The organism is Serratia surfactantfaciens (genome assembly GCF_001642805.2).
Taxonomy (GTDB): Bacteria; Pseudomonadota; Gammaproteobacteria; order Enterobacterales; family Enterobacteriaceae; genus Serratia; species Serratia surfactantfaciens.
On the sequence record NZ_CP016948.1, the window covers coordinates 1,021,144 to 1,042,406 of the forward strand.

Consider the following 21,263-nt stretch of genomic DNA (forward strand, 5'->3'; position numbering starts at 1 on the left):
TCTCGCTGGTTGGCTTAAAACGTGAACATGTTTGAAAGTTAACGCTATTTCAATGGTTTGAATGGACACTCTGGCGACGTCATGATGAAAAAAAACTTATCCACTTCCCTGAAAAAACTGACCTTCAGCGTAGGCATCCTGTTGCTGGCCGCACCGGCCGTGCACGCGGCCGAGCCGCCGGCGCCACCGCAGGTAGACGCCAAGGCCTTCATTCTGATGGATTACAACAGTGGCAAGGTGCTGACCGAAGGTAACTCCGACACCCGCCTCGATCCCGCCAGCCTGACCAAGATCATGTCCAGCTACGTGATCGGGCAGGCGATCAAGGCCGGCAAGATCAAGCCGGAAGACATGGTCACCGTCGGCAAAGACGCCTGGGCGCCCGGTAACCCGGCGCTGCGCGGTTCTTCGCTGATGTTCATCAAGCCGGGCGATCAGGTGCCGGTGCTGGAGCTGAATAAGGGCATCGTGATTCAGTCGGGCAACGACGCCAGCATCGCGCTGGCGGACTACGTGGCGGGCAGCCAGGATTCGTTCGTCGGCCTGATGAACAACTACGCCAAGTCTCTGGGCCTGCAGAATACCCACTTCCTGACGGTGCATGGCCTGGATGCGGAAGGGCAGTACAGCACCGCGCGCGACATGGCGCTGCTGAGCCAGGCGCTGATCCGCGACGTGCCGGACGAATACGCGCTGCATAAAGAGAAAGAGTTCACCTTTAACAAGATCCGCCAGATTAACCGCAACCGTCTGCTGTGGAGCAGCAACCTGAACGTCGACGGTATCAAGACCGGTTACACCAGCGGCGCCGGTCACAACCTGGTGGCGTCGGCCACCGACGGCCCGATGCGCCTGATCTCGGTCGTGCTGGGCGCGCCGAGCGATCGCGTGCGCTTCAGCGAAAGCGAAAAGCTGCTGACCTGGGGCTTCCGCTTCTATGAAACCGCAACGCCGATCAAGGCCGATAAACCGTTCGTTACCCAGAAGGTATGGTTCGGCGACGTCAGCGAAGTGCCGCTCGGCGTGGCGAAAGACGCCTCGGTCACCATTCCGAAAGGACAGATGAAAAACCTGAAGGCCAGCTACAAACTGACCCAACCGACGCTGGAAGCGCCGCTGGCGAAAAATCAGGTGGTCGGCACCATCGACTTCCAACTGGACGGAAAAACCATCGAGCAGCACCCGCTGGTGGTGATGCAAGAGGTGAAAGAGGGCAACTTCTTCAGCCGCATCTGGGATATGGTGATGATGAAGCTGAGCCAGTGGTTCGTCGGGATCTTCGGCTAAATACCCTGATGTGAGGAGCGCGCCTCAGGCGCACGATCCTTGACCAAGCCGCAACGGAGACGTTGCGGCTTTTTTTTCGCGAGTTGCTGAGATGCGGGCGTTTAAAAGTAGTCCACCAGCATGGTGGCGCCGCTGGTGAAATCACCTTCTGCCAGGGCGACGGCGCTGTTTTTTACCGGCACCGCATCAAGCGTCGGTGGATTGGCGTAATCGATGTTCAGCGGTGTATTGATGGCGAAGGCCTTGCCGTTGGCCAACAGCTTGATGCCCAAGCCATTAACGCTGCTGGTTAACACGCTGCCATCGAAGGCCGCCGCGCTGCCCATGATCTTCATTTTCAGCTGGCGGCTGTTATCCAGAAACTCGCATTTGATGCTGTAATCGATGCGTTGCATATAGCGAGTGCCGTCGATGCGCTTGATGCCGACCTTGCCGAAGTCGATATCGATGGTGCGCCCGTCGTTGATCACGCAAGGCGGGGGCGCCACCACGGTGGCGGTGATGTTGACCTTGGTACCCTGGTCGGCGGCCTGAGCGGCGGCGCTCATCAGGCTTAGCGCCCACAGCAGAGCGCAGCTCTTTTTCCTCGTCATGTTCATCCTGGCTCCCGTCTCAAGGTGCGCTGAAAATCAGCGTGGCCGAACCCGACAGCGGGCCGGTGGCGATGCTGGTGTAAGGAACATTGTTCTTCACCGGCACAAAGGTCACGGTATCGTTGCCCAGACCGTTGACGATACGCGTTCTGAAGGCATTATTGGGCTTTACCACCGCGCCGTTGTACACCATGGCCACGCCGACGTTGGGGTTGCTGGTCTTGATAAAATCGCTGGAGAAACCGCTGGCGTCGCTGACCATGCGGATCAGAATATCCTGCGTCGCGCTCTGATCGTCGCATTGGTAGCTGAGCGCTTTGTCCTGTTTTATCTGGGCATCGCTGGCGCTCTGGGTCAGAAAGTCCTGGCGGATCTGGCCGAAGTCGACGTTAATTTGCTGACCGTTGTTGATGGTGCAGCTGGTGGTGACGAAGTAAGCGTCATTGTCGGCGATCAGGCGCCAGCGATAAACGCCGCACTGTGGGCAGCCAGGCTGATCGTTGGTCTGAATAAAGTTGATTTGGCCGATGACGTCGCCCTTATTCACCTTGATGTCCGGCGTTGGGAAACGGTTCAACACGATATAGACCCGGATGGCGACCGACTGGGTCTGTAACCCGGTAAGGCTGAGTACGCTGATACCTGATGGCACCGGAGAGTTGTAATCGCTGCCGTTGATGGTGGTACCGCTGCCGATGGTGCCAAAAATCGCACTGTTCATCGACAGCGCCGGACTGTCGGTTTTGAGATAGTCATACCAGCTCGCGACGTCGTTTTTACAGGTGACCTGGCTGACGTTGACGATTTCGTTTTTGCCATAAGAAAGCTGTGGCCCGATGCGTACCCGGACGTCAACCGGCGTGGTCGAGCCCCCGGGTGGAATCAGTCCGCCATCGGACGTGCGGCAGGTAAATGCGTTGGCATTGCCAAGCAGCAGGAAGAAAGATAATGCCAGGCAGCAGCGTAAAAATAGCAGGGCTGTTTTTATCACGATAATATCCCAATATATATAAATAGTGTGCGGCGTTACTCCGCAATGAAATATTGCCAATCAGGCCGGCTACGCCATATTTATTCCGTTAAAGAAGAATGGGGTGTATCTCTGTTGGATCTGTCGTCGTTATCACCGCTCAACAATGCGGTGGGATACCACCTCAATGAGTTGTTGATGGAACCGTCCGTCACAATCACTTTTTGCCGGGCGACAAGATCCAGCAGCAGCCGCCGAGCCCGGTAAACACCGACGTTGACGGCATTGGCCAGTTGCCGCGTCGACAGCCATTGCTGCTGTGGCGGCAGCCCGGCGACGGGGCACTTGCGGGGTGACTGTGCGAATAATGTTTGCAGCAGATCATGCTGCAATTGCCGTATTTCCTTTTGTTTCGGAGATAACGCTTCCATAGCACTTCCTCTGTATTCCGATTGCCGTATTCCTAAGAAAAAACAAACTTTCGCTGCCTACCAACAACGAGGTAAAACGCGAACAAAGAAAATTCCTATCTATTTATCAGGATTGAAAAAAAAGGCGTTGCCCGCCCCGTTTTTACCTATGCCTAGGCAGGGGTGGCGTCACGCTGAAACCTAAAATTTTGGTTTATTATATTCACAAAGCGCCACTTTGCGATCTGATTACTTGGGAATCAGAGAAAAACAGGATATTGCTCTATAAAAGTATCTTTTACGATCTATGAGCCTAAAAATAACAGTAAATTAACTTCAATTAGGAAATAAATTGCGAATGTTCGCCTTGATCAAAAAAAGCCTTTTTTTGCTGAGAGGCATTTGCCAGAATATTCATCGCCGAACAAGAAGGGCGGATTAGAAAGTATTGGCCTCGACTTGTTGTGATTTCGTTTATTTTTGAATGGCGATCTCATTAATGAGTGGGCTGCTGCGAACTTGCCGTTATCGACGAGTTTATTGTCGGTTTCCTTGGGTTTTGGCAGTTAACCAACCAGCAAGATGCTAAAGAATCAGGGCTGCGCACATATAAGCGCGAGCGGGTTTCCTGTTGCTCTTTTTCTTGATTGGAATATGCATTTTTTCTTATAAGGAATATAGGTTCTATGAAACTTAACAAAATCATGATGGCTGCAGTGATTGCATTTGGCGCAAGTTCTTTTGCACAGGCAGCCGATCAGGGACACGGTAAGGTCACCTTCACGGGCTCTATTATTGATGCGCCATGCTCTATTGCGCCTGAGTCGATCGATCAGACCGTAGATCTGGGCCAGGTTTCCAACGTGGCGTTGAAAAACGGCGGCAAATCCAACCCGCGTCCGTTTGAAATCAAACTGGAGCAGTGCGACATCACCACGCTGAAAACCGTTAAAACCACCTTCAGCGGCGTAGCGTCGTCTACCGACAAGGATCTGCTGGGTATCGCGGGCACCGCCAGCGGCGCCGGCGTCGCTATCACTTACGGTGGTCAGCCGATCAAACTGGGTGAGGCAACGACCGCGCAAACCCTGAACACCGGCAACAACACCCTGCATTTCGCTGCCTACCTGCAGGGCGAAGGCGCTTCCGCCGCCATCGTTCCGGGCGACTTCACTGCCGTAGCCGATTTCACCCTGGCTTATCAGTAAGTGAGTCTGAAGGCTTAATCAACCAGGCATGGGGTGCGCCGCATGCCTGGTGAATCTCCCTGTCAAAGGAATGTCGCGATGTTTTTACCAAGGAATCGAGCGGGTGCCGTTCTTTTGGCGTCGTTGGCGTTTGCGCCCGGCTATGCAACTTCCGCCGCGCAGGGGTGGGGCAAAGTCAACATGCACGGCGCCATTATCGACACCGCCTGCGCCATTGCCGCCGGCAGCCGCGATCAGACGATCGATATGGACACTATTCCTCTCGGGCAGATCATTCGTGACGGCCAGGGGATGACCAAACCTTTCAGTATCGAATTGGTCAATTGCATTTTGGAACGGCCGGAAAACAAGCCTGATTGGAAATTCTTTCAGGTCACATTTGATGGTTATGCGGAAGGCGCTCTGTTTGGCGTACAGGGCGATGCGCGCGGCATCGCATTAAAGATAAAAGACAGCAGCGGCACGGTGGTTATTCCAGGGAAACCTTTGCCGATGGAGGGAGTAATACCGGGAAACCGAGTGCTGAATTATTCCATGACGTTGATGCCGAATCACCAGCCGTTGAAGGTGGGAGCGTATTTTTCCACAGTGCGTTTTAAGCTGGATTATTTTTGATTTTTTCTCGTACTGACGGTTAATTCGTTATTGAAAGGACTTTATTATGCTTTCACCGGCAGGGAAGTTATTTCGTCTTCAGGCCTTGGGGCTTTGCGTTGCCCTTTCTCTGGGAAATCCCATCGCGTTGGTTTATGCCGCCGACGTTATTCAATTCAATACCGACGTATTGGACATCAACGATCGTAAAAATATCGATCTGAGCCAATTCACGCGCAGCGGCTACATCATGCCGGGCGTTTATACCATGGTGGTGCACGTCAATAAGAACGATCTGGCGGAACAGCCGGTGACGTTTATGGCGCCCGAGAACGATCCTAAAGGCAGCGAAGCCTGTCTTTCGCCGGAGCTGGTCAACCAACTGGGGCTGAAAGAAAAGCTGCTGGGCTCGCTGAACTGGACGCACGGCGGCCGCTGTCTCGATGCCTCCAGCTTGTCTGGCATGGAGGCGCGCGGCGATCTTGCCAGCTCCTCGCTGTATCTCAACATTCCTCAGGCCTATCTGGAGTACAGCTCGGAAAACTGGGATCCGCCTTCGCGTTGGGATGACGGTATTCCCGGGCTGCTGTTTGACTATAACGTCAACGCCCAAACGCAAAAACATCAGAAAGGCGGCAGCAGTTACAGCCTGAGCGGCAACGGCACCGGCGGCGCCAACCTGGGTGCCTGGCGTCTGCGCGCCGACTGGCAGGCCAACCTTAACCATCAGACCGGCTCATCTGAGCCGACCGACAAACAGTTCGACTGGAGCCGCTATTACGCCTACCGGGCGATCCCGGCGCTGCGTTCGCGGTTGACGATGGGTGAGGATTACCTGAACTCCGACATTTTCGACAGCTTGCGCTTTACCGGTGTCAGTCTGCGATCCGACGACAGCATGTTGCCGCCCAACCTGCGCGGCTATGCGCCGGAAGTGACGGGCGTGGCGAAGACCAACGCCAAGGTAGTGGTCAGCCAGCAGGGGCGCGTGCTGTATGAAACGCAGGTGGCGGCGGGGCCGTTCCGCATTCAGGACATCAACGATGCGGTTTCCGGCGAGCTGGACGTGCGCGTCGAAGAGCAAGACGGCAGCGTGCAGGAGTTCAAGATGAACACCGCCAACATCCCTTATCTGACGCGGCCGGGTACGGTGCGCTACAAGCTGGCGACGGGCAAGCCCTCGGAGTGGGGCCACCATCTGCGCGGGCCGATGTTCGGCACCGGCGAGTTCTCCTGGGGGATCAGCAACGGCTGGTCGCTGTACGGCGGGGGCATCGCCGGCGGCGATTACAACGCACTGTCGCTGGGGATTGGGCGCGATCTGATGGCGCTGGGGGCGCTGTCGTTCGACGCCACGCAGTCACGTGCGCGTTTGCCGCAGGATGGCACGTTGACCGGCGGTTCGTACCGGCTGAGCTATTCGAAGAACTTCGATGAATACGACAGCCAGGTCACCTTCGCCGGTTACCGCTTCTCCCAGGAAGACTTCATGAGCATGGGAGACTACCTGGATGCGCGTTACGAGGGCGGCCGCAGCGGCAAGAGCAAGGAGATGTACACCATCACCTTCAACAAGCAGTTCCGCGAGCTGGGGCTCAGTACCTATCTCAACTACAGCCACCAAACCTACTGGGATCGGGCGCCGAACGATCGTTACAACCTGATGGTATCGCGCTACTTCGACATCGGCGATTTCAAGAACGTCAGCGTGTCGCTGTCGGCCTATCGCAATCGCTACAACGAGCGCAACGACGACGGGATGTATCTGTCGCTGTCGCTGCCCTGGGGCAGCGCGGGCACGCTCAGTTACAACATGACGCTCGATCGCGAAGAGAACGCCCACCGGGTCGGTTACTACAACCGGGTCGATGAACACAACAACTATCAGATCAGCGCGGGCGCCGCACGCAGCGGGGCGACGGCCAGCGGTTATTACAGCCATCAGGGTGACATGGCGCAGATCAACGCCAACGCCAGCTATCAGGCCGGTCGCTACAGCGCCGTCGGCATCGGCGCGCAGGGCGGCCTGACGATGGCGGCGGAAGGGGCGGTGCTGCACCGCGTCAATACGCCGGGCGGCACGCGCCTGCTGCTCGATACCGAAGGCGTCGCCGGCGTACCGGTGCGCGGCTACGGCAGTACGGTGCTGACCAACCGTTACGGCAAGGCGGTGGTGGCGGATGTAAACAGCTACTACCGCAACAAGGCCAGCATCGATCTCAACAGCCTGAGCGACAACGTCGAGGCGACGCGCTCCGTGGTGCAGGCCACGTTGACCGAGGGGGCCATCGGCTACCGCAAGTTCGAGGTAATTGCCGGCGAGAAGGCGATGGCGATCGTCAAACTGGCGGATGGCAGCGAACCGCCGTTCGGCGCCACGGTGCTGAATGCCCGCAAACAGGAGACCGGCATCATCAATGACGGCGGCAGCGTTTACCTGTCCGGCCTCAACCCCGGCGAGCGCATGAGTGTGCACTGGAACGGCGCGGCGCAGTGTGAAATCCAGCTGCCGGCGCCGCTGCCGGCCGAAATGCTGATGAACACGTTGCTGCTGCCTTGCCGTCCTCTCGCCGGCAACAAGCCGGCGGCTGACGCCAACTGACATACACCCGGCGGAGTGCGCTCCGCCGCTAAACCGCCGGGGCGGGCTTGTCCGCCGCCGGCCGACTGGAACCGTGAAGACATGATGAATCTGACTATGACCAGAAAAACCGTTTTCCTTGTGGGCCCGCTCGCCGCCGCGTTGATGGCCGGCGTGGTCAGCCTGCCCGCTCAGGCGGCTATTGCGCTGGATCGCACGCGTGTGATTTTCGACGGCGACCTGAAAACGGTCAGTCTCAACATCAGTAACCAGAACAAACAGTTGCCGTATTTGGCGCAGGGATGGATCGAAGACGATCGCGGCAACAAGATCCAAAGCCCCTTCACCGTGCTGCCTCCGGTGCAACGGGTAGAGCCGGGCAAACCGAGCCAGGTGAAGATCCAATCGTTGCCGGCGGCGCGTCAGCTGCCGCAGGACCGGGAGACGCTGTATTACTTCAACCTGCGGGAAATCCCGCCGCGCAGCAATAAGCCGAACACGCTGCAGATAGCGTTGCAGACCCGCATCAAAATGTTTTATCGCCCGGCGGCGCTCGCCCCGAAGAAGAATGCGGCGCCGTGGCAGGAGCAGCTGACGCTGACCCGGCAGGGTGACAAGTATGTGGTGAATAACCCGACCCCTTATTACGTGACGATCGTTGAGGCGAGCGCCGGCAAGGGCGGCAAAGGGGCGGCCGGCTTTGAACCGTTGATGGTGGCGCCGAAGGCCAGCGCCCCGCTGAACGTGCCTGCCGCGAGCCTCGGCAACGGTCCGTCGCTGGCGTACATCAACGATTACGGCGGGCGGCCGCAGTTGAACTTCCGCTGCGCCGGCAGTGCCTGCCAGGTCGTGCCGGTCGCCAAATGACGAGCCGCGCGCAAGCAGGGAAGACCGAGTCATGAACACAGCGGAGTGAACGAATCATGCAACGAAAGATCCCCATGCTGTTGGGAAAGGCCTATGAACGTCATCAGCGACGCACTATCGGCCTGACGGTGTTGGCCGCGCTGATGGTACCGCTGACGGCGGGCACGATGCTGATGCTGATGCCGCCGGCCCGCGCGGTGGACAACTGGGACGTGGAGGGCGCGAACGGCACGCTCCACGTTTACGGTGCCTTGACGGAAAGCGCCTGCAGTCTGGAAATGACCACCGCTCGTCAGGAAGTGTGGCTGGGGGAGACGGGAACGGCGCACTTCCAGCGCCCGGGCGATCGCGGCACGCCGGTGGCGTTCGAGTTGACGCTGAAAGACTGTCTGCGCGCGCCGGCGAGCAGCCGTGACGCCTGGACTGGGGTGTTGGCCTGGAGCGGCAGCCAGCCTGCGGTATCCGTGGCGTTTGCCGCGCCGACGGATGACGACGCGCCGGGGTTGATCAGGGTTGCCGGCGTCACCGGGTTGGGGTTGCAGCTGGCGGATGCCAGCGGCCTGCCGGTGCGCCTTGGTGCACGTAACAAACCGGTATTGCTGACGCCAGGGCAGAACACCCTGACGTATACGGTGACGCCGGTACGCACCCCGGCGACGCTGAGCGCCGGCGCCTACCGCGCGGCGATCGATTTCCGCCTTTATTACGATTAATACGCCGCTTGCGCCGGACCGGCGCAAGCATAACCAAAGGGAGTGGCGTTATGCGCGCGACAGAGACGAACCGGCGCCGGAGCGCGCTGTTGGGGGCCAGCATGGTCATGGCGGCCAGCGTGATGGCTCAGCCGGCGGCCGCGGCGGAAAACATGCGCTTTCACGGTACGCTGGTGGCTGAGCCGTGCGTCATTCAGCCGGGAGATGAGGATATCCAACTGGATTTCGGCACCATCGTCGACAAATACCTGTATCTGAACACCCGCACCCATAGCCAAACCTTCGCGTTGCACCTGACCGAGTGCGATCTCAGCCTGGGCAATACGGTAGCCATCACGTTTACCGGCACCGAGAACATCAAGCTGCCCGGCCTGTTGGCGCTGGATGCCGGCAGCCTGGCCTCGGGGATCGGCATCGGGCTGGAGGACAGCAGCGGCAAGGCGCTGCCGCTCAATCGCGCCAGCGATAAATTCCGCCTGAATGCCGGCAACACCACGCTTACGCTGCAGGCCTATGTGCAGGGGGAGCCGGAAGCCATCCAAACGAAGTCCATCGGCCGCGGCACCTTCAGCGCGGTGGCCACTTTTACGTTGGAATACGAATAAGCGTCTACAAGGACAAAAAACGCAATGATGATTAAGCCCCTCAATCGCGCCCTGCGCCTGGGTTTGCTGTGCCTATTGGCGCTGAGCGCCGCCGCCTGTCAAAGCCAAAAGTCGGGCAAGCCCGCCGTGAACGCCAAAAATCAGACTGTGCAAGCGCCGTCGGAAGAGGCTTTGCGCAAGCAGCGTGAGGCCGAGCAGCTGCAGCAGTGCCAGCAGCAACTGGGCGCATTGCGCGCGATCGACGAGAAACAGTATCAGCGCTATAAGCAGGCCTTCGACAGCCTGATGAGCGGCGCTTCGCAGTACGCCAGCCTGCGCGCCCGGGTAAACGGCGACACGCAGGAGACGGTGGATGCGCTGTATCGCTACAAGGTCAGCTATCTGTGCGCCGGGGTGAATCAGGCGGTGTTGAGTGGCTTGGCGGATCGCGGGGAGCAGGTTAAATGAGGCTGCGTCTGCTGGGCTGCGCCGTTTTGCTATTCACCGGCGTCGCGCAGGCGGACGACGGCGTGCCGGCGCTGCTGCAGTTTGCCGAGCAGTATCAACGGCAGAACACCGAACCGGCGAGCGAAGAAAAAGCGGCGCCGGCCGAACGCGAATCGGGGCAAAAAAAGCGTGAACCCGCGAAGCGCCCGTCGGACAACAATAAGCCAGCCTCACCGGCTAAAGCTTTTACGCTGAGCCAGGAATCATTGGTGCGCGATCAACAGCTGGCGCGCCAGCGAATGGAACTGACGATGCTGCGTCAGGAACTCGCTGCGCTGCGGGAGAGGCAAGCGACGCCATCCACCGCGACGCTGCCCGACACGTCATTGCTTCGGCAGTGGATCGCCGGGTTGGGCGCCGCCTGGCGCGGCTCACCCGATGCGCAGCGCGCCGAAGCGCTGCTGCGTCAGGCGACGCAGGAAACCGCCCAAACCCAAGCGGCGGCGGCGCAGGCCGAACGGCGCGCTGCCGAGCTGGAGTCTGCGGCACAGGCATCGGCACAGACGCTTGCACAACGCCAACGCGAGCACCAGGAGGAGCTGCACGCTTTGCGCGCCGCGTTGGAAGCGAGTGAGCAGAAGCGGGCCGGAGAGCAGAAGGTGACCCAGCAGACGCGCGAAGCGCTGTTGGCGCTGCGTAAGCGGCTGCAATGGGAGATAACGCCGGAGCAGTTGAAGGATGAAAGGAAGCGCTTGTCCTATGCGGCGGGCAGTGCGCTGGGGCGGGATATTCAGGGGGTAATGACGGAGCGCCAAGGTTGGGGCGTACCGGTGGATCGCGACAGCCTGTTGGCGGGCGTCATCGATAGCGTGTCGGGGCGTTTACAGCTGCCGCCGAATGAACTGACTGCGTTGACGGCGCAGGCGGACGCCGCCGCGGTGGCCGCGCGCGAGAAACGCGTTAACGAGCAGCAGCGGCGTGATGAAGATTATCTGGCGCAGTTCCGTCAACAAAAGGGCGTAAAGCCATCGGCGATGGGCTTCTGGTATCGGGTGGATTACGCCGGGGAGGGCGCGCTGGCGCCAACGGCGGTGGTCGATGTGGTCGTGAAAGAGACGTTGACCGACGGTACGGTGATCCAGGATATGGAACTGAGCGGCAAGGTGCTGTCGCAACCGCTTTCCGAGTATCCGCCGCTGTTCCGGGAGGCGATAAGTCATCTGCACAACCACGGATCGCTGACGATGGTCGTGCCGCCCGCGCTGGCCTACGGCGAAACCGGCTATCCGCCGAAAGTGCCCCCCAACGCCACCATGGTTTATGAATTGCGTATCGACAACAGTCAGGCGCCGGCAAAGGGCGTCCAGGCGGTTAAACGGGGAGCCGGAACGGCGGGAGGGCAGGGATGAACACGATGATAAAAATCGCGCTATTTGATGAGAATCGTTACTTCAGCGCCGGTTGGCAAGAGGCGCTGGCGCTGCATTTCAGCACTTACGGCAAGCGCATGCTGTTATTGGATGCGCAGCAGGTTCACGAAGCCGATCTGGTGTTCTGCTATTTTCCTCCCGGCGTGCAAAGCTGTTTTTGTCACTTCTCGGAGGCGCAGCCTGCGGGGCGAAAAACGCTGTATTTCTCGTTGCGAACGCCGGAAGGACGGCATAAACGCACCGTCGGCAACCGATGCGCGCTGGAGGCCGGTATCATCTACCACGATATGCCGCTGGTATCGGCGCTGTATCAGGTGAGCGCCGAACTGGAGCGGCACCGCAAATGGCCGAGCAGGCTGAGCTGTGGCACGAACTGCGTATGCCAACACCGGGGCCTGACGCTGCGCGAACAGGAGATCATGCGCTGTATGACGCGGGAAATGGGGGTAACGCAAATCGCACGGCTGCTGGACATCAGCGTGAAAACCGTCAGCAACCACAAGATGAGCGTGATGCGCAAGATGGGGTTCCGGCGTAATGCCGAGCTTTACGGTTGGCTGCGGCACAGCGCGCGCCCTGGCGCCGTGGGGGCTCGAGCCGGCACAGCGCCGGGCGTTGCGGCAGGGAAGGGGCGGCATTGAGATGGCGCCGGCCAAATCGGGCCGGCCGGCGCTGTTAAGAGCCTCGCTGTCGCGATCAGTTGCAGGCCACGACCTTGATCGCCAGACCGCCCTGTGACGTTTCACGGTATTTGGCGTTCATGTCTTTACCGGTCTCGTACATGGTTTCGATCACCTTATCCAGGCAAACCCGAGGCTCGCTGGTGCGGCGCATCGCCATGCGCGCGGCGTTGACCGCCTTGACGGCGGAAATGGCGTTGCGTTCAATGCATGGCACCTGAACCTGGCCGGCGAGCGGATCGCAGGTCAGCCCCAAATGGTGTTCCATGGCGATCTCCGCCGCGATGCATACCTGCGCCGGGCTGCCGCCCAGCAGCTCGGTCAATCCCGCCGCCGCCATCGAACAGGCCACGCCGACTTCCCCCTGACAGCCCACTTCGGCGCCGGAGATCGAGGCGTTCATTTTGTACAATGCGCCAATCACGCCGGACGCCAGGAAGTAGCGGGTGTAGGAGTTGGCGTTCACCGGGCGGATGAACTTGTCGTAGTAAGCCAGCACCGCAGGGATGATGCCACACGCGCCGTTGGTCGGGGCGGTGACCACGCGGCCGCCGGCGGCGTTCTCTTCGTTGACCGCCAACGCGAACATGTTGATCCAATCGACCACGTTCATCGGGTCGATATTGTTCTTGTCTCCGGTCACCAGAATGCGGCGCAGCGCGGCGGCGCGGCGCGGCACTTTCATCGGGCCGGGCAGCAGACCTTCTGTATTGATGCCGCGCTCGATACCGGCGCTCATCACCTGCCAGACGTCGGCGAAGTGCGCGTCGATATCCGCCTTGCTGCGCAGCGCCAGCTCGTTCTGCATCACCAGGCCGGACAACGACAGCCCGGTCTCTTTACAATGTTGCTGCAGATCGTGCGCCGATTTGAACGGGTAGGGCACCGGCGTTGCACCTTCGGCAGACTGGCCAAAGTGTTCTTCGTCGACGATGAAACCGCCGCCGATCGAGTAATAGGTTTTGCTGTGCAGCAGGCGCTCACCTGCAAAGGCGCGGATGCGCATGCCGTTTTCATGCAGCGGCAGATTGTCGCTGTGGAAGTTCATGCCGCCGTGCAGCGGGAAATCCACCTCGTGGTGGCCGTTGGCCAACGTCAGGCGGTCGCGTTGTTCGACGTCGCGGATAAAGCCCGGAATGCTGTCGATGTCCACATCGTGCGGCAGGTTGCCGGCCAGGCCCATAATGATGGCGATGTCGGTGTGGTGACCTTTGCCGGTCAACGACAGCGAACCGTACACGTCGACCACCACGCGGGTGGTGTCCTGCAGCTGCTGGTGGGCGATCAGATCGTCGACGAACTGTTTGCCGGCCTTCATCGGGCCGACGGTGTGGGAGCTGGATGGGCCGATGCCAATTTTGAAAATATCGAAAACGCTGACCATGGTCTCGCCTCCTTCTTCAGGTTTCAGGCGGTTAATACGGGAAATGGGGGCAGTGCGGGAGGGCCGGCGCGCAGCGGCGCCGGCCGGACGTGATTAGCCGAGCAGGCTGAACACGATTGCAGAGATGGCGATCAAACCCATCACAACCACGAACACGTTGCTGATGTGGCCGCTGTACTTGCGCATGGCAGGCACTTTACGGATGGCGTACATCGGCATCAGGAACAGCAGCATGGCGATGATTGGGCCGCCCAGGGTTTCGATCATGCCCAGGATGCTTGGGTTCAAAGTAGCGACGATCCAGGTGGTCACCAGCATGAAGATGGCGGTCATGCGGTTCAGCTTGGCGGTGCTGACAGTTTTGCCGCGGCTCTTCATCGATTTGGCGACCAGGCCGTTGAAGCCTTCACGGGCGCCCAAGTAGTGGCCCAGGAACGATTTGGTGATGGCGACGAAGGCGATAACCGGCGCGATGTACTCGATCATCGGGTTGTTAAAGTGGTTAGCCAGGTAAGACAGAATCGAGATGTTCTGCGCCTTGGCTTCCGCCAGGTTTTCCGGCGTCAGGCTCAGCACGCAGCTGAACACGAAGAACATCACGGTCAGCACCATCATGATGTGCGCGTAAGCCAGAATGCGTGAGCATTTCTTCTCGGCGTCTGCGCCGTACTCTTCGCGTTTGGCGACGGCGAAGGCGGAGATGATCGGCGAGTGGTTGAAGGAGAACACCATTACCGGGATCGCCAGCCACAGGGTCATGATCAGGCCGTGACCCATGCCGGTACCGCTGCCGGACAGCGACACGTTTTCGAAGATGGCGCCGGTCCAGTTAGGGATAAGATAGACGGCCAGCAGCATCAGCACCGCGACAAACGGGAAGACCAGGATGCTCATGGTTTTCACGATGGCTTGCTCGCCGAAGCGCACGATGGTCATCAGGCCGACGATCAGAATCAGCGACAGGATGGCGCGCGGCGGCGAGGTCATGCCCAACTGGTGGGTGATGAAGCTGTCGACGGTGTTGGTGATCGCCACGCTGTAAACCAGCAGAATAGGGTAGATGGCGAAGAAGTACAGCAGGGTAATCAGTTTACCGGCGGTGATGCCGAAGTGCTCTTCCACCACGGCGGTGATGTCTTCACCAGGATTTTTGCCGGACAGCACGAAACGGCACAGGCCGCGGTGGGCAAAGAAAGTCATCGGGAAAGCGATGATGGCCATGATGATAAGAGGAATCAAACCGCCGATGCCGGCGTTGATTGGCAAGAACAGAACGCCTGCGCCGATGGCGGTGCCGTACAGGCCCAACATCCACATGGTATCCGTTTTACGCCAGGTACTGCTGGAGCCCGAGGCCGCAGAGGCAATTGTGCCGGTCTGTGTAGTGTCCATAAATATCTCCGAAGTGAACACGAATTTAAAATTAAAAGGCAAAACTTAAGGTTAAACCGTCAAACGTCCTATTCAGGCAACGCTTGCGGTAAGAATCAGGTGTTGCTTGCGGGGATGTTTTGGCGTCCCCCTGGTTGTTTATTGCGTTCATTACCAAGGCACAGCGCCGGGTAATTCACTAAAGACTTTTCACCGTCACGGGGTGATAAAAGTCGTTACCGCTGCCGACAGGTCTTTGCCTGTCGATTTTTGTTGGCGGCAAGATAACGATTTACAGTAGAAACAACCGTGATCCTGCTCTCAAATGCGCAATATGTGCAGTTATCCGCTTTTTAATCGATTTTTCGCGCATTTGTTGCACATTTGTGTAAGATTTTGTGCTGAGAACGCTCTCATAAAAATTTCTGCGATTATGCGGTTTGTACAATAATTGGCCGTATAAAGCGCTGTGCTCAGCAGCAAGCCGAGCAATATATTTTATGCGTGGTTTTGGATCTAGCGAAAAACCCGGATTAAGCAGTTTTAGTGACGCAGATCACATTGTGTTTTTAAGTAAAATATTGTCTATATTTTTGTTTTTAAATGTTTTTATTTAAAAATCACCGCTAATAACGAAGGGAAATTACTTACGTGGTTAGCGGATAAAAATGCGTAACCATTCATCATATAAATAACAGATAACTAACAGCTATTGGCGATATTTGCTGCAATCGCTTAAACCGCTGTTTAATTAAACAATCCGGCCTTTGGCGTTATTTATCATATAAAAGCCATAAATAGTCGTTAATTCACCCAGCCGACGGCGGGTTTAGCCTGCCAGAAAATAATCACTCGGGTGACCTGTTGCATTTTATTAACCTGATGTTGCGTGCGGATAAGCGAAAAACGCGAATCGATTGCGCATTATTTGTTCATTTTCGGGCGGGGAAAAGGGTGTGTTTCAGCGGTGCGCCGCCGGCATTGGCGGCGCTGAAGGCGTGTTAATAGCGGGCAGCGATGGCGTTATCGTTGAAGAACGCCATGAAGTCGGCGTCCGGTTGGCGATCGGTGATCACCCGATCGAACTGCGTCAATGGGCCGATGCAGGCCGGTTTGGTTTTGCCGAACTTGCTGTGATCCGCCACCAGGATCTTTTGCTGTGCCATCGCCATGGCGCGATGTTTCATCTCCAGTTCGTCGAAGTTGAAGCAGGTGGCGCCGTGCTGCAGGCTGAGGCCAGCGGCGGAGATAAAGGCGATGTTCGGGCAGATGTGATCGAACTCGTTGCGACCGCCGACGCTGGAAAAGATGTAGTTGTTCGGTTTGAACTCGCCGCCGCACAGGATCACCTTGCAGTTCGGTTTGTCCTGCAGCGCCAGGAAGGTGTTCAGCGAATGGCACACGGCGGTGAAAGTCAGTTCGTCAGCAATGGCGTCGATGATCGCCGGGGTGGTGGTGCCGCAGTCGAAAAACACCGTGTCGTTTTCATTGATCAGCGGCGCCGCCAGCAGGCCGATGCGTCGCTTTTCCGTCACCTGTTTGGCTTTTTGATCGGAAACGAAGTAGTTGGTTACGCCGTTGCTGCGCGGATCGGCCACCACGTAACCGCCCAGCAGCACCACTGCGGCCGGCTCGGCGCTCAGATCGCGGCGAATGGTCATCTCCGAGACCCCCAGCAGCACGGCGGCTTCTTTCAGGTGGATCTTGTCAGCGCGTTTTAACGCCTGAACTAGCCGGTTGATACGTTCTTCGCGCCGCGTTTCCATAGATCCGTCTTCCCACAGGTTGTAGAGGTAAAAGGCGTGCCGCCGTTTCCGGCGTTGAACACAACAATGCGGGCCAATATCGGGCCGCGTCAGCCGCCCGTATTGTCCCGCATCGAATGGTATAGGCTGCGCCCGTCAAGGCGCGCCGACGATCAGTAGCTGCCTGCCGCCGCCTGAGCGCCGGAGACGATGGCGACGCCGGAGCTGGTGCCGATACGCGTGGCGCCGGCTTTGATCATCTTCTCGGCGGTAGCGCGATCGCGCACGGCGCCGGAGGCTTTCACGCCCATTTCGCTGCCCACAGTCTCGCGCATCAGTTTGACGTGCTCTTCCCGAGCGCCGCCGGTGCTGAAGCCGGTGGAGGTTTTAACGAAGGCCACATCGAGTTCGCGACACATTTCACAAACCTGGACGATCTGCGCATCGCTGAGCAGGCAAGTCTCCAATATTACCTTCAACGGGATCGCCGCGCAAACCTCGCGCACGGCGGCGATGTCGGCTTTCACTTCGTCCAGCAGGCCGCTCTTCAGCCAGCCGACGTTGATCACCATGTCGATCTCTTGTGCGCCGGCGGCGATCGCCGCTTTGGCTTCAAAGGCTTTGGCGACGGTCAGGCCGGCACCCAGCGGGAAACCGATCACCGAGCAGACTTTTACGGTGCTTTCTTGCAGCAGCTGGGCTGCCAGCGGCACGTAGCCGGAGTTGACGCATACCGCATAGAAGTTGTGCTGCTGCGCTTCTTCGCACAGTTTGGCGATCTGCAGTTCGGTAGCGTCCATTGCCAGCAGGGTGTGGTCAACGTAGCTGGCGTAATCGATGTTTTCGGTGGTCATCGCGATTCCTTAGTGAGGTTAAGACAGTAAGCTGGATGAAATATGTGAAAATAATAACATTCCGATGTCGATAAACCTAGCGATGTTTCAAAAATGTCGACCCGATCGTCGCTATCAGGCTGTTATGCGTATAACTTAAAGGCGGGCCATTTGTTATTAAAATAACATTTCAGGTGTGCTCGCGGTCTGAGCGGGCGAAACGTTGAGGGAAAAAAGATGAAGATCAATATCGATCTAGCTCCTGAAGCTTTCGGAACACAGCGGCAGGAACTGTTCCGCAATGCGGACTTCGCGGTGAGCGCGCAACGCTGTACTGCTCGTGGGCCGACGCTGACATTGGCGAATCGCCGTGGCGCGCTGACGGTCTTGCCCTATCAAGGCCTTGCGATCTGGGACGCCGAGTTTGACGGCTACTCGCTGAAGTCGGGCCGGCGCAGCGTGCGGGGCGGTGGAAGAAAACGCGATGATACCGCCGCGTTCTGCCCCGCCTGGCCTCATCAGGACGGTGCGCCGCTCCAGATGCAACGCGTGTGGCTGCAGCTGGCGGGCGACGAGCTGACGCTGCGCGGCGAGGGGGAGCGGCCGGGCGCATGCTGGCGCATTAGCCCGGCGTTGCGTTTAGCGGCGCAGAGTGCGCAGTTCACCATTGAGATGCAGGTCACCAACCTGGCCGATCGGCCGCAGCCGCTGCAGTATGTGTGCCGTCTCAATTACGATTGCATTCCCGATGCGGTGTTCCGCCAGAATCTGCCGACGCCGGCTCTGTTGGGCGATGCGCTCGGGCGGGAGCTGCTGTGCTCCGACGATCTGTCGCGCTACGTGGATCAGGCCGAGTTCTTCATGCTGGCGCCGCAAGGCCGGCGCTATGTGACGCGCTTCGCCACCGGGCAATTCAACTATGGTCTTCGACGCATCGCCGTTCAGGGCAACCGGCAGTTGCTCTCCTTTATACAGCCGGCGAACTGTCGCCCGAATGCGCCGGAAGGAGAGGCGGGGGTGATGTTGGGAGCGGGAAAAACGCGGGCGTTCTGCGTGACCACCGGCGTGGTGTGAAAGAGACAGGGGCAGTAATACCCCTGTCATGTTGTGCGATTACTCTTTTACCCAGCCGCGGCGAATGGCGAAGGCGAATAGGAAACGATACAGGCGCGACAGCTTGTCGGCGATGACATCGCCGAACAGATTCCACACCAGTTGGGCAAACAAGCAGCCGACCATGCCGAGCAGGAAACCGCCGACCATATCCAGCGGCCAGTGCACGCCGAGGTAAACGCGCGACCAGGCGATGCCGGCGGCGACGATCATCAGCAGCACGCCGGACCAGACGCGGTGCCAGAACAGGAACGCCAGCGCAAAGGTAAAGATGGCGGTGCCGTGATCGCTCGGGAACGAGCTGTCCGGTGCGTGCGGCAGGAAGGTATAGCCGACGCCGGCGACGAACGGACGCTCATGCGGCAGCAGCGCACCGATGGTGGCGGCGGCGAGCATGGCGAACAGCAGCGCGATAGTGGTTTTCGCCACCACCTGGCGTTGCGATACCAGCTGGCTTTGCGGCCCCCACAGCCACAGGCCGACGATCAGCAGCGGCACGATGATGATCAGGTCGCGCGCCAAAAAGGTGGCGAAATCGATCATCCATTCAGGAGACGCCGGGGTCGCATTGATCCAGGCGAAAAGAAAATGGTTCAACTGTTCCATAACCGTTACCTCGTCTTGCGGCGCCAATAGCCGCTAACCGTCCAATAAATAGCCAACTGGCTTAACCAAACCCACCAACCTGCCCACAGGTTATGGGTAAGAAAATGTGCGCCGCGCATGATCTGGCCAAAGCCCATCAACATGCCGAGCGCAATGCCGCCGCACCAGCACCACCATGCCAGGCGCGGACGTTGCGGATAAAACAGGAAAAACAACGCCATGATCGCGAAACCACTCGAGGCGTGCCCGCCGGGGAAACAGCGGCCGGGGCCCGGCAGCGCCGGCTGCGCGCCAAACAGCGGGAAGGACATCGCCTTACCGCCGTATTCGATCAGATCCCACGGGCAGGAGTGCGCGCTGGTGGCCTTGAGAATACCCACCACCAGAGGACCGATGCCGATAAGCAGCATGGTCACGATCAGGCGCGCGCTGCGGCGATAGATACCCCAAAACAGCGTCAGCACCGCCCCAACAATCACAATCTGCTTCAACAGACGGTGGTTGATCAGATCCAGCCAATAATTGTTTTGCCACGGGAAATGCCCGCTGGCGGCATCGAACCAATAGTTGCTGATCGCCCAGTCCAGCTGTTCGTTGCGGGAGAGCCACAGGAACACCAGGCCGCTGAGCAGCAGGCCAAAAGCCTGCCAACGGTAAAAGGATGTCGACAGGGAGTAAAGGGCGGTTGTCTTAATTTGCGGTGCCGTTGAGGATTGATTTAATGACGATTCTGGATTCACGCGCAGGCTCGGTGACAGGATTGAATGACGCCACTGTAATAATTCTGTCTTAAGAAAACCTTAGTCCGCCGGTAAGAAAACCCTATCCGACGCTACCGCCTTCGGCTAAGGTAATCGTTTGCTTTTTCGGGATGAGAGTGTGGTGATGAAGAATAAAGCGCGTATCTTACTGTTGGCGGCCGCCGGTGCGGCCTTTTCTCCGCTGAGCTTTGGCCAACCTGCGGCCACCGGGCCGATCGTGGTGCAGGGCGCAATGCCAGTGGAAGCGGAACGTTTCGCCCAGCGGCTGGAGAACCCGCGTGAGGAGCAGATCGGCGGCTGGCGCTTTTGGCACGGCACCGTAGACGGCTACCCGGTGGTGGTGTCGGAGACCCTGAAGGGCATGTCCAATGCGGCGGCGGCCACGGCGATCGCCGTCACGCAGTTCCATCCGGTGGCGATCATCAACCAGGGCACTGCCGGCGGTCACGATCCGGCCCTTAAGGTGTATGACATCGTGCTGGGCAAATATTCGGTCAATCTTGGGGCGTTCAAAACGCCGGCCAAGGCGTTGGGGGATGGCAGCGACTCGCGGGAGTGGCAGCCGATGGATCTGTTGGCTTCCAAGGGCAGCGCCGGTGAGGACCAAAAGGCGCAAAGCCTGCGTCAGTTTCCCGCCGACCCCAAACTGCTGGCGATTGCGCAAAGCGTTAAGAGCGATTACCGACAGGGCAAAGTAGTGGAAGGGGTGATCGGTTCGGCCGACGTGTGGAACAGCGAGCTGGATCGCATTCGCTATTTCCATGACAGCTACCGGACGTCGGTCGAAGAGATGGAGACCGCCTCCGCTGCGCAGATTGCCGCCGAGTTCAAGGTGCCGTTCGTCGGCATTCGCGTGTTGTCCAACAACATCACCAATCAGGGCAAATACGATCCGCAAACCGGGCTGGCGTGCCAGGATTACGTCTATCAGGTGGTGAAGGCCTATATCGCCCAACTGAAGACACACTGAGCCATTGCTCCAGATAATCGACGATACCAGGCGATTGTCACTATTTATCGCCTATTGTAAAGAAGATTAAACCTGTGGCGAGCTTGGCGGTAGTGTATTAGTTTATAGGCGGATTA

Annotated in this window: 21 protein-coding genes; 12 read left to right on the plus strand and 9 right to left on the minus strand. The window is 58.6% G+C overall.

Annotated elements, in window-relative coordinates:
• Positions 1-81 precede the first annotated feature (81 nt).
• Complete coding sequence (locus ATE40_RS04845; RefSeq protein ID WP_063919093.1) at positions 82-1,287, plus strand: serine hydrolase; 1,206 nt, start codon at positions 82-84, stop codon at positions 1,285-1,287.
• Positions 1,288-1,388: 101 nt separating this feature from the next.
• On the opposite strand, the gene ATE40_RS04850 is transcribed toward ATE40_RS04845, so the two are convergent.
• From ATE40_RS04850 to ATE40_RS04860, 3 genes are all read right to left on the minus strand, one after another.
• Positions 1,389-1,880 carry a fimbrial protein gene (locus ATE40_RS04850; RefSeq protein WP_244889065.1) on the minus strand — a complete coding sequence of 164 codons (492 nt, stop codon included), beginning with the start codon at positions 1,878-1,880 and terminating at the stop codon, positions 1,389-1,391.
• Positions 1,881-1,899: 19 nt separating this feature from the next.
• A complete protein-coding gene (locus ATE40_RS04855; protein WP_060421857.1) occupies positions 1,900-2,718 on the minus strand; it encodes a fimbrial protein in 819 nt (272 codons plus the stop codon).
• A 233-nt stretch (positions 2,719-2,951) separates the two neighbouring features.
• Positions 2,952-3,281 carry a hypothetical protein gene (locus ATE40_RS04860; protein ID WP_019454607.1) on the minus strand — a complete coding sequence of 110 codons (330 nt, stop codon included), beginning with the start codon at positions 3,279-3,281 and terminating at the stop codon, positions 2,952-2,954.
• Between the two features lie 665 nt (positions 3,282-3,946).
• Here ATE40_RS04860 and ATE40_RS04865 point away from each other — a divergent pair.
• The 9 genes from ATE40_RS04865 (at position 3,947) to ATE40_RS04905 (ending at position 12,325) form a co-directional block, all read left to right on the plus strand.
• Positions 3,947-4,468 (plus strand): fimbrial protein, encoded by a 522-nt coding sequence (locus ATE40_RS04865; RefSeq protein ID WP_019454606.1) that lies wholly within the window; start codon positions 3,947-3,949, stop codon positions 4,466-4,468.
• A gap of 78 nt (positions 4,469-4,546) precedes the next feature.
• The gene (locus ATE40_RS04870; RefSeq protein ID WP_019454605.1) at positions 4,547-5,083 is read left to right on the plus strand and encodes a fimbrial protein; all 537 of its coding nucleotides are present in this window, start codon (positions 4,547-4,549) and stop codon (positions 5,081-5,083) included.
• Positions 5,084-5,129: 46 nt separating this feature from the next.
• Positions 5,130-7,664, plus strand: coding sequence for an outer membrane usher protein (locus ATE40_RS04875; protein ID WP_084799120.1), 2,535 nt, complete (start codon positions 5,130-5,132; stop codon positions 7,662-7,664).
• An 81-nt stretch (positions 7,665-7,745) separates the two neighbouring features.
• A complete protein-coding gene (locus ATE40_RS04880) occupies positions 7,746-8,510 on the plus strand; it encodes a fimbria/pilus periplasmic chaperone (protein WP_063919096.1) in 765 nt (254 codons plus the stop codon).
• 74 nt (positions 8,511-8,584) lie between these two features.
• Positions 8,585-9,223: a fimbrial protein gene (locus ATE40_RS04885; protein ID WP_019454602.1), complete on the plus strand. Its 639-nt coding sequence runs from the start codon at positions 8,585-8,587 to the stop codon at positions 9,221-9,223.
• A 50-nt stretch (positions 9,224-9,273) separates the two neighbouring features.
• Positions 9,274-9,828: a fimbrial protein gene (locus ATE40_RS04890; protein WP_063919097.1), complete on the plus strand. Its 555-nt coding sequence runs from the start codon at positions 9,274-9,276 to the stop codon at positions 9,826-9,828.
• A gap of 24 nt (positions 9,829-9,852) precedes the next feature.
• The gene (locus tag ATE40_RS04895) at positions 9,853-10,275 is read left to right on the plus strand and encodes a hypothetical protein (RefSeq protein WP_019454600.1); all 423 of its coding nucleotides are present in this window, start codon (positions 9,853-9,855) and stop codon (positions 10,273-10,275) included.
• Positions 10,272-11,663, plus strand: coding sequence for an FKBP-type peptidyl-prolyl cis-trans isomerase N-terminal domain-containing protein (locus tag ATE40_RS04900; protein ID WP_019454599.1), 1,392 nt, complete (start codon positions 10,272-10,274; stop codon positions 11,661-11,663). Before ATE40_RS04895 ends, ATE40_RS04900 begins: the two co-directional genes overlap by 4 nt.
• Complete coding sequence (locus tag ATE40_RS04905) at positions 11,660-12,325, plus strand: response regulator transcription factor (RefSeq protein ID WP_063919098.1); 666 nt, start codon at positions 11,660-11,662, stop codon at positions 12,323-12,325. Before ATE40_RS04900 ends, ATE40_RS04905 begins: the two co-directional genes overlap by 4 nt.
• Positions 12,326-12,380: 55 nt before the next feature.
• Here the strand turns inward: ATE40_RS04905 and ATE40_RS04910 are convergent, their stop codons facing one another.
• The 4 genes from ATE40_RS04910 to deoC all read right to left on the minus strand — a co-directional run bounded on the left by ATE40_RS04910 (position 12,381) and on the right by deoC (position 17,718).
• Positions 12,381-13,748 (minus strand): L-serine ammonia-lyase, encoded by a 1,368-nt coding sequence (locus tag ATE40_RS04910; RefSeq protein WP_063919099.1) that lies wholly within the window; start codon positions 13,746-13,748, stop codon positions 12,381-12,383.
• A gap of 93 nt (positions 13,749-13,841) precedes the next feature.
• Positions 13,842-15,140 carry an HAAAP family serine/threonine permease gene (locus ATE40_RS04915; RefSeq protein ID WP_004938697.1) on the minus strand — a complete coding sequence of 433 codons (1,299 nt, stop codon included), beginning with the start codon at positions 15,138-15,140 and terminating at the stop codon, positions 13,842-13,844.
• A 980-nt stretch (positions 15,141-16,120) separates the two neighbouring features.
• The gene (gene deoR, locus ATE40_RS04920; protein ID WP_019454597.1) at positions 16,121-16,885 is read right to left on the minus strand and encodes a DNA-binding transcriptional repressor DeoR; all 765 of its coding nucleotides are present in this window, start codon (positions 16,883-16,885) and stop codon (positions 16,121-16,123) included.
• A gap of 152 nt (positions 16,886-17,037) precedes the next feature.
• On the minus strand, positions 17,038-17,718 hold the full coding sequence (gene deoC, locus ATE40_RS04925; RefSeq protein ID WP_019454596.1) for a deoxyribose-phosphate aldolase: 681 nt from the start codon (positions 17,716-17,718) through the stop codon (positions 17,038-17,040).
• Between the two features lie 216 nt (positions 17,719-17,934).
• Here deoC and ATE40_RS04930 point away from each other — a divergent pair, with 216 nt between their 5' ends.
• The gene (locus ATE40_RS04930) at positions 17,935-18,771 is read left to right on the plus strand and encodes an aldose epimerase family protein (protein ID WP_019454595.1); all 837 of its coding nucleotides are present in this window, start codon (positions 17,935-17,937) and stop codon (positions 18,769-18,771) included.
• 39 nt (positions 18,772-18,810) lie between these two features.
• Here the strand turns inward: ATE40_RS04930 and ybjG are convergent, their stop codons facing one another.
• Together ybjG and ATE40_RS04940 are read right to left on the minus strand one after the other, a co-directional pair.
• Positions 18,811-19,416 (minus strand): undecaprenyl-diphosphate phosphatase, encoded by a 606-nt coding sequence (gene ybjG, locus ATE40_RS04935; protein WP_025159691.1) that lies wholly within the window; start codon positions 19,414-19,416, stop codon positions 18,811-18,813.
• Positions 19,417-19,421: 5 nt separating this feature from the next.
• A complete protein-coding gene (locus tag ATE40_RS04940; RefSeq protein ID WP_063919100.1) occupies positions 19,422-20,156 on the minus strand; it encodes a phosphatase PAP2 family protein in 735 nt (244 codons plus the stop codon).
• A gap of 145 nt (positions 20,157-20,301) precedes the next feature.
• Between ATE40_RS04940 and ATE40_RS04945 the strand changes: the two genes are divergently transcribed.
• Positions 20,302-21,147: a 5'-methylthioadenosine/S-adenosylhomocysteine nucleosidase gene (locus tag ATE40_RS04945; protein ID WP_063919101.1), complete on the plus strand. Its 846-nt coding sequence runs from the start codon at positions 20,302-20,304 to the stop codon at positions 21,145-21,147.
• Positions 21,148-21,263: the final 116 nt, after the last annotated feature.

Bases quoted from the DNA above. Each gene is read 5' to 3' on its own strand.
- ATE40_RS04845 (WP_063919093.1), top strand. From the start codon at position 82: ATGATGAAAAAAAACTTATCCACTTCCCTGAAAAAACTGACCTTCAGC.
- ATE40_RS04850 (WP_244889065.1), bottom strand. From the start codon at position 1,880: ATGACGAGGAAAAAGAGCTGCGCTCTGCTGTGGGCGCTAAGCCTGATG.
- ATE40_RS04860 (WP_019454607.1), bottom strand. From the start codon at position 3,281: ATGGAAGCGTTATCTCCGAAACAAAAGGAAATACGGCAATTGCAGCAT.
- ATE40_RS04865 (WP_019454606.1), top strand. From the start codon at position 3,947: ATGAAACTTAACAAAATCATGATGGCTGCAGTGATTGCATTTGGCGCA.
- ATE40_RS04870 (WP_019454605.1), top strand. From the start codon at position 4,547: ATGTTTTTACCAAGGAATCGAGCGGGTGCCGTTCTTTTGGCGTCGTTG.
- ATE40_RS04875 (WP_084799120.1), top strand. From the start codon at position 5,130: ATGCTTTCACCGGCAGGGAAGTTATTTCGTCTTCAGGCCTTGGGGCTT.
- ATE40_RS04880 (WP_063919096.1), top strand. From the start codon at position 7,746: ATGATGAATCTGACTATGACCAGAAAAACCGTTTTCCTTGTGGGCCCG.
- ATE40_RS04885 (WP_019454602.1), top strand. From the start codon at position 8,585: ATGCTGTTGGGAAAGGCCTATGAACGTCATCAGCGACGCACTATCGGC.
- ATE40_RS04890 (WP_063919097.1), top strand. From the start codon at position 9,274: ATGCGCGCGACAGAGACGAACCGGCGCCGGAGCGCGCTGTTGGGGGCC.
- ATE40_RS04895 (WP_019454600.1), top strand. From the start codon at position 9,853: ATGATGATTAAGCCCCTCAATCGCGCCCTGCGCCTGGGTTTGCTGTGC.
- ATE40_RS04900 (WP_019454599.1), top strand. From the start codon at position 10,272: ATGAGGCTGCGTCTGCTGGGCTGCGCCGTTTTGCTATTCACCGGCGTC.
- ATE40_RS04905 (WP_063919098.1), top strand. From the start codon at position 11,660: ATGAACACGATGATAAAAATCGCGCTATTTGATGAGAATCGTTACTTC.
- ATE40_RS04910 (WP_063919099.1), bottom strand. From the start codon at position 13,748: ATGGTCAGCGTTTTCGATATTTTCAAAATTGGCATCGGCCCATCCAGC.
- ATE40_RS04915 (WP_004938697.1), bottom strand. From the start codon at position 15,140: ATGGACACTACACAGACCGGCACAATTGCCTCTGCGGCCTCGGGCTCC.
- deoR (WP_019454597.1), bottom strand. From the start codon at position 16,885: ATGGAAACGCGGCGCGAAGAACGTATCAACCGGCTAGTTCAGGCGTTA.
- deoC (WP_019454596.1), bottom strand. From the start codon at position 17,718: ATGACCACCGAAAACATCGATTACGCCAGCTACGTTGACCACACCCTG.
- ATE40_RS04930 (WP_019454595.1), top strand. From the start codon at position 17,935: ATGAAGATCAATATCGATCTAGCTCCTGAAGCTTTCGGAACACAGCGG.
- ybjG (WP_025159691.1), bottom strand. From the start codon at position 19,416: ATGGAACAGTTGAACCATTTTCTTTTCGCCTGGATCAATGCGACCCCG.
- ATE40_RS04945 (WP_063919101.1), top strand. From the start codon at position 20,302: ATGAAGAATAAAGCGCGTATCTTACTGTTGGCGGCCGCCGGTGCGGCC.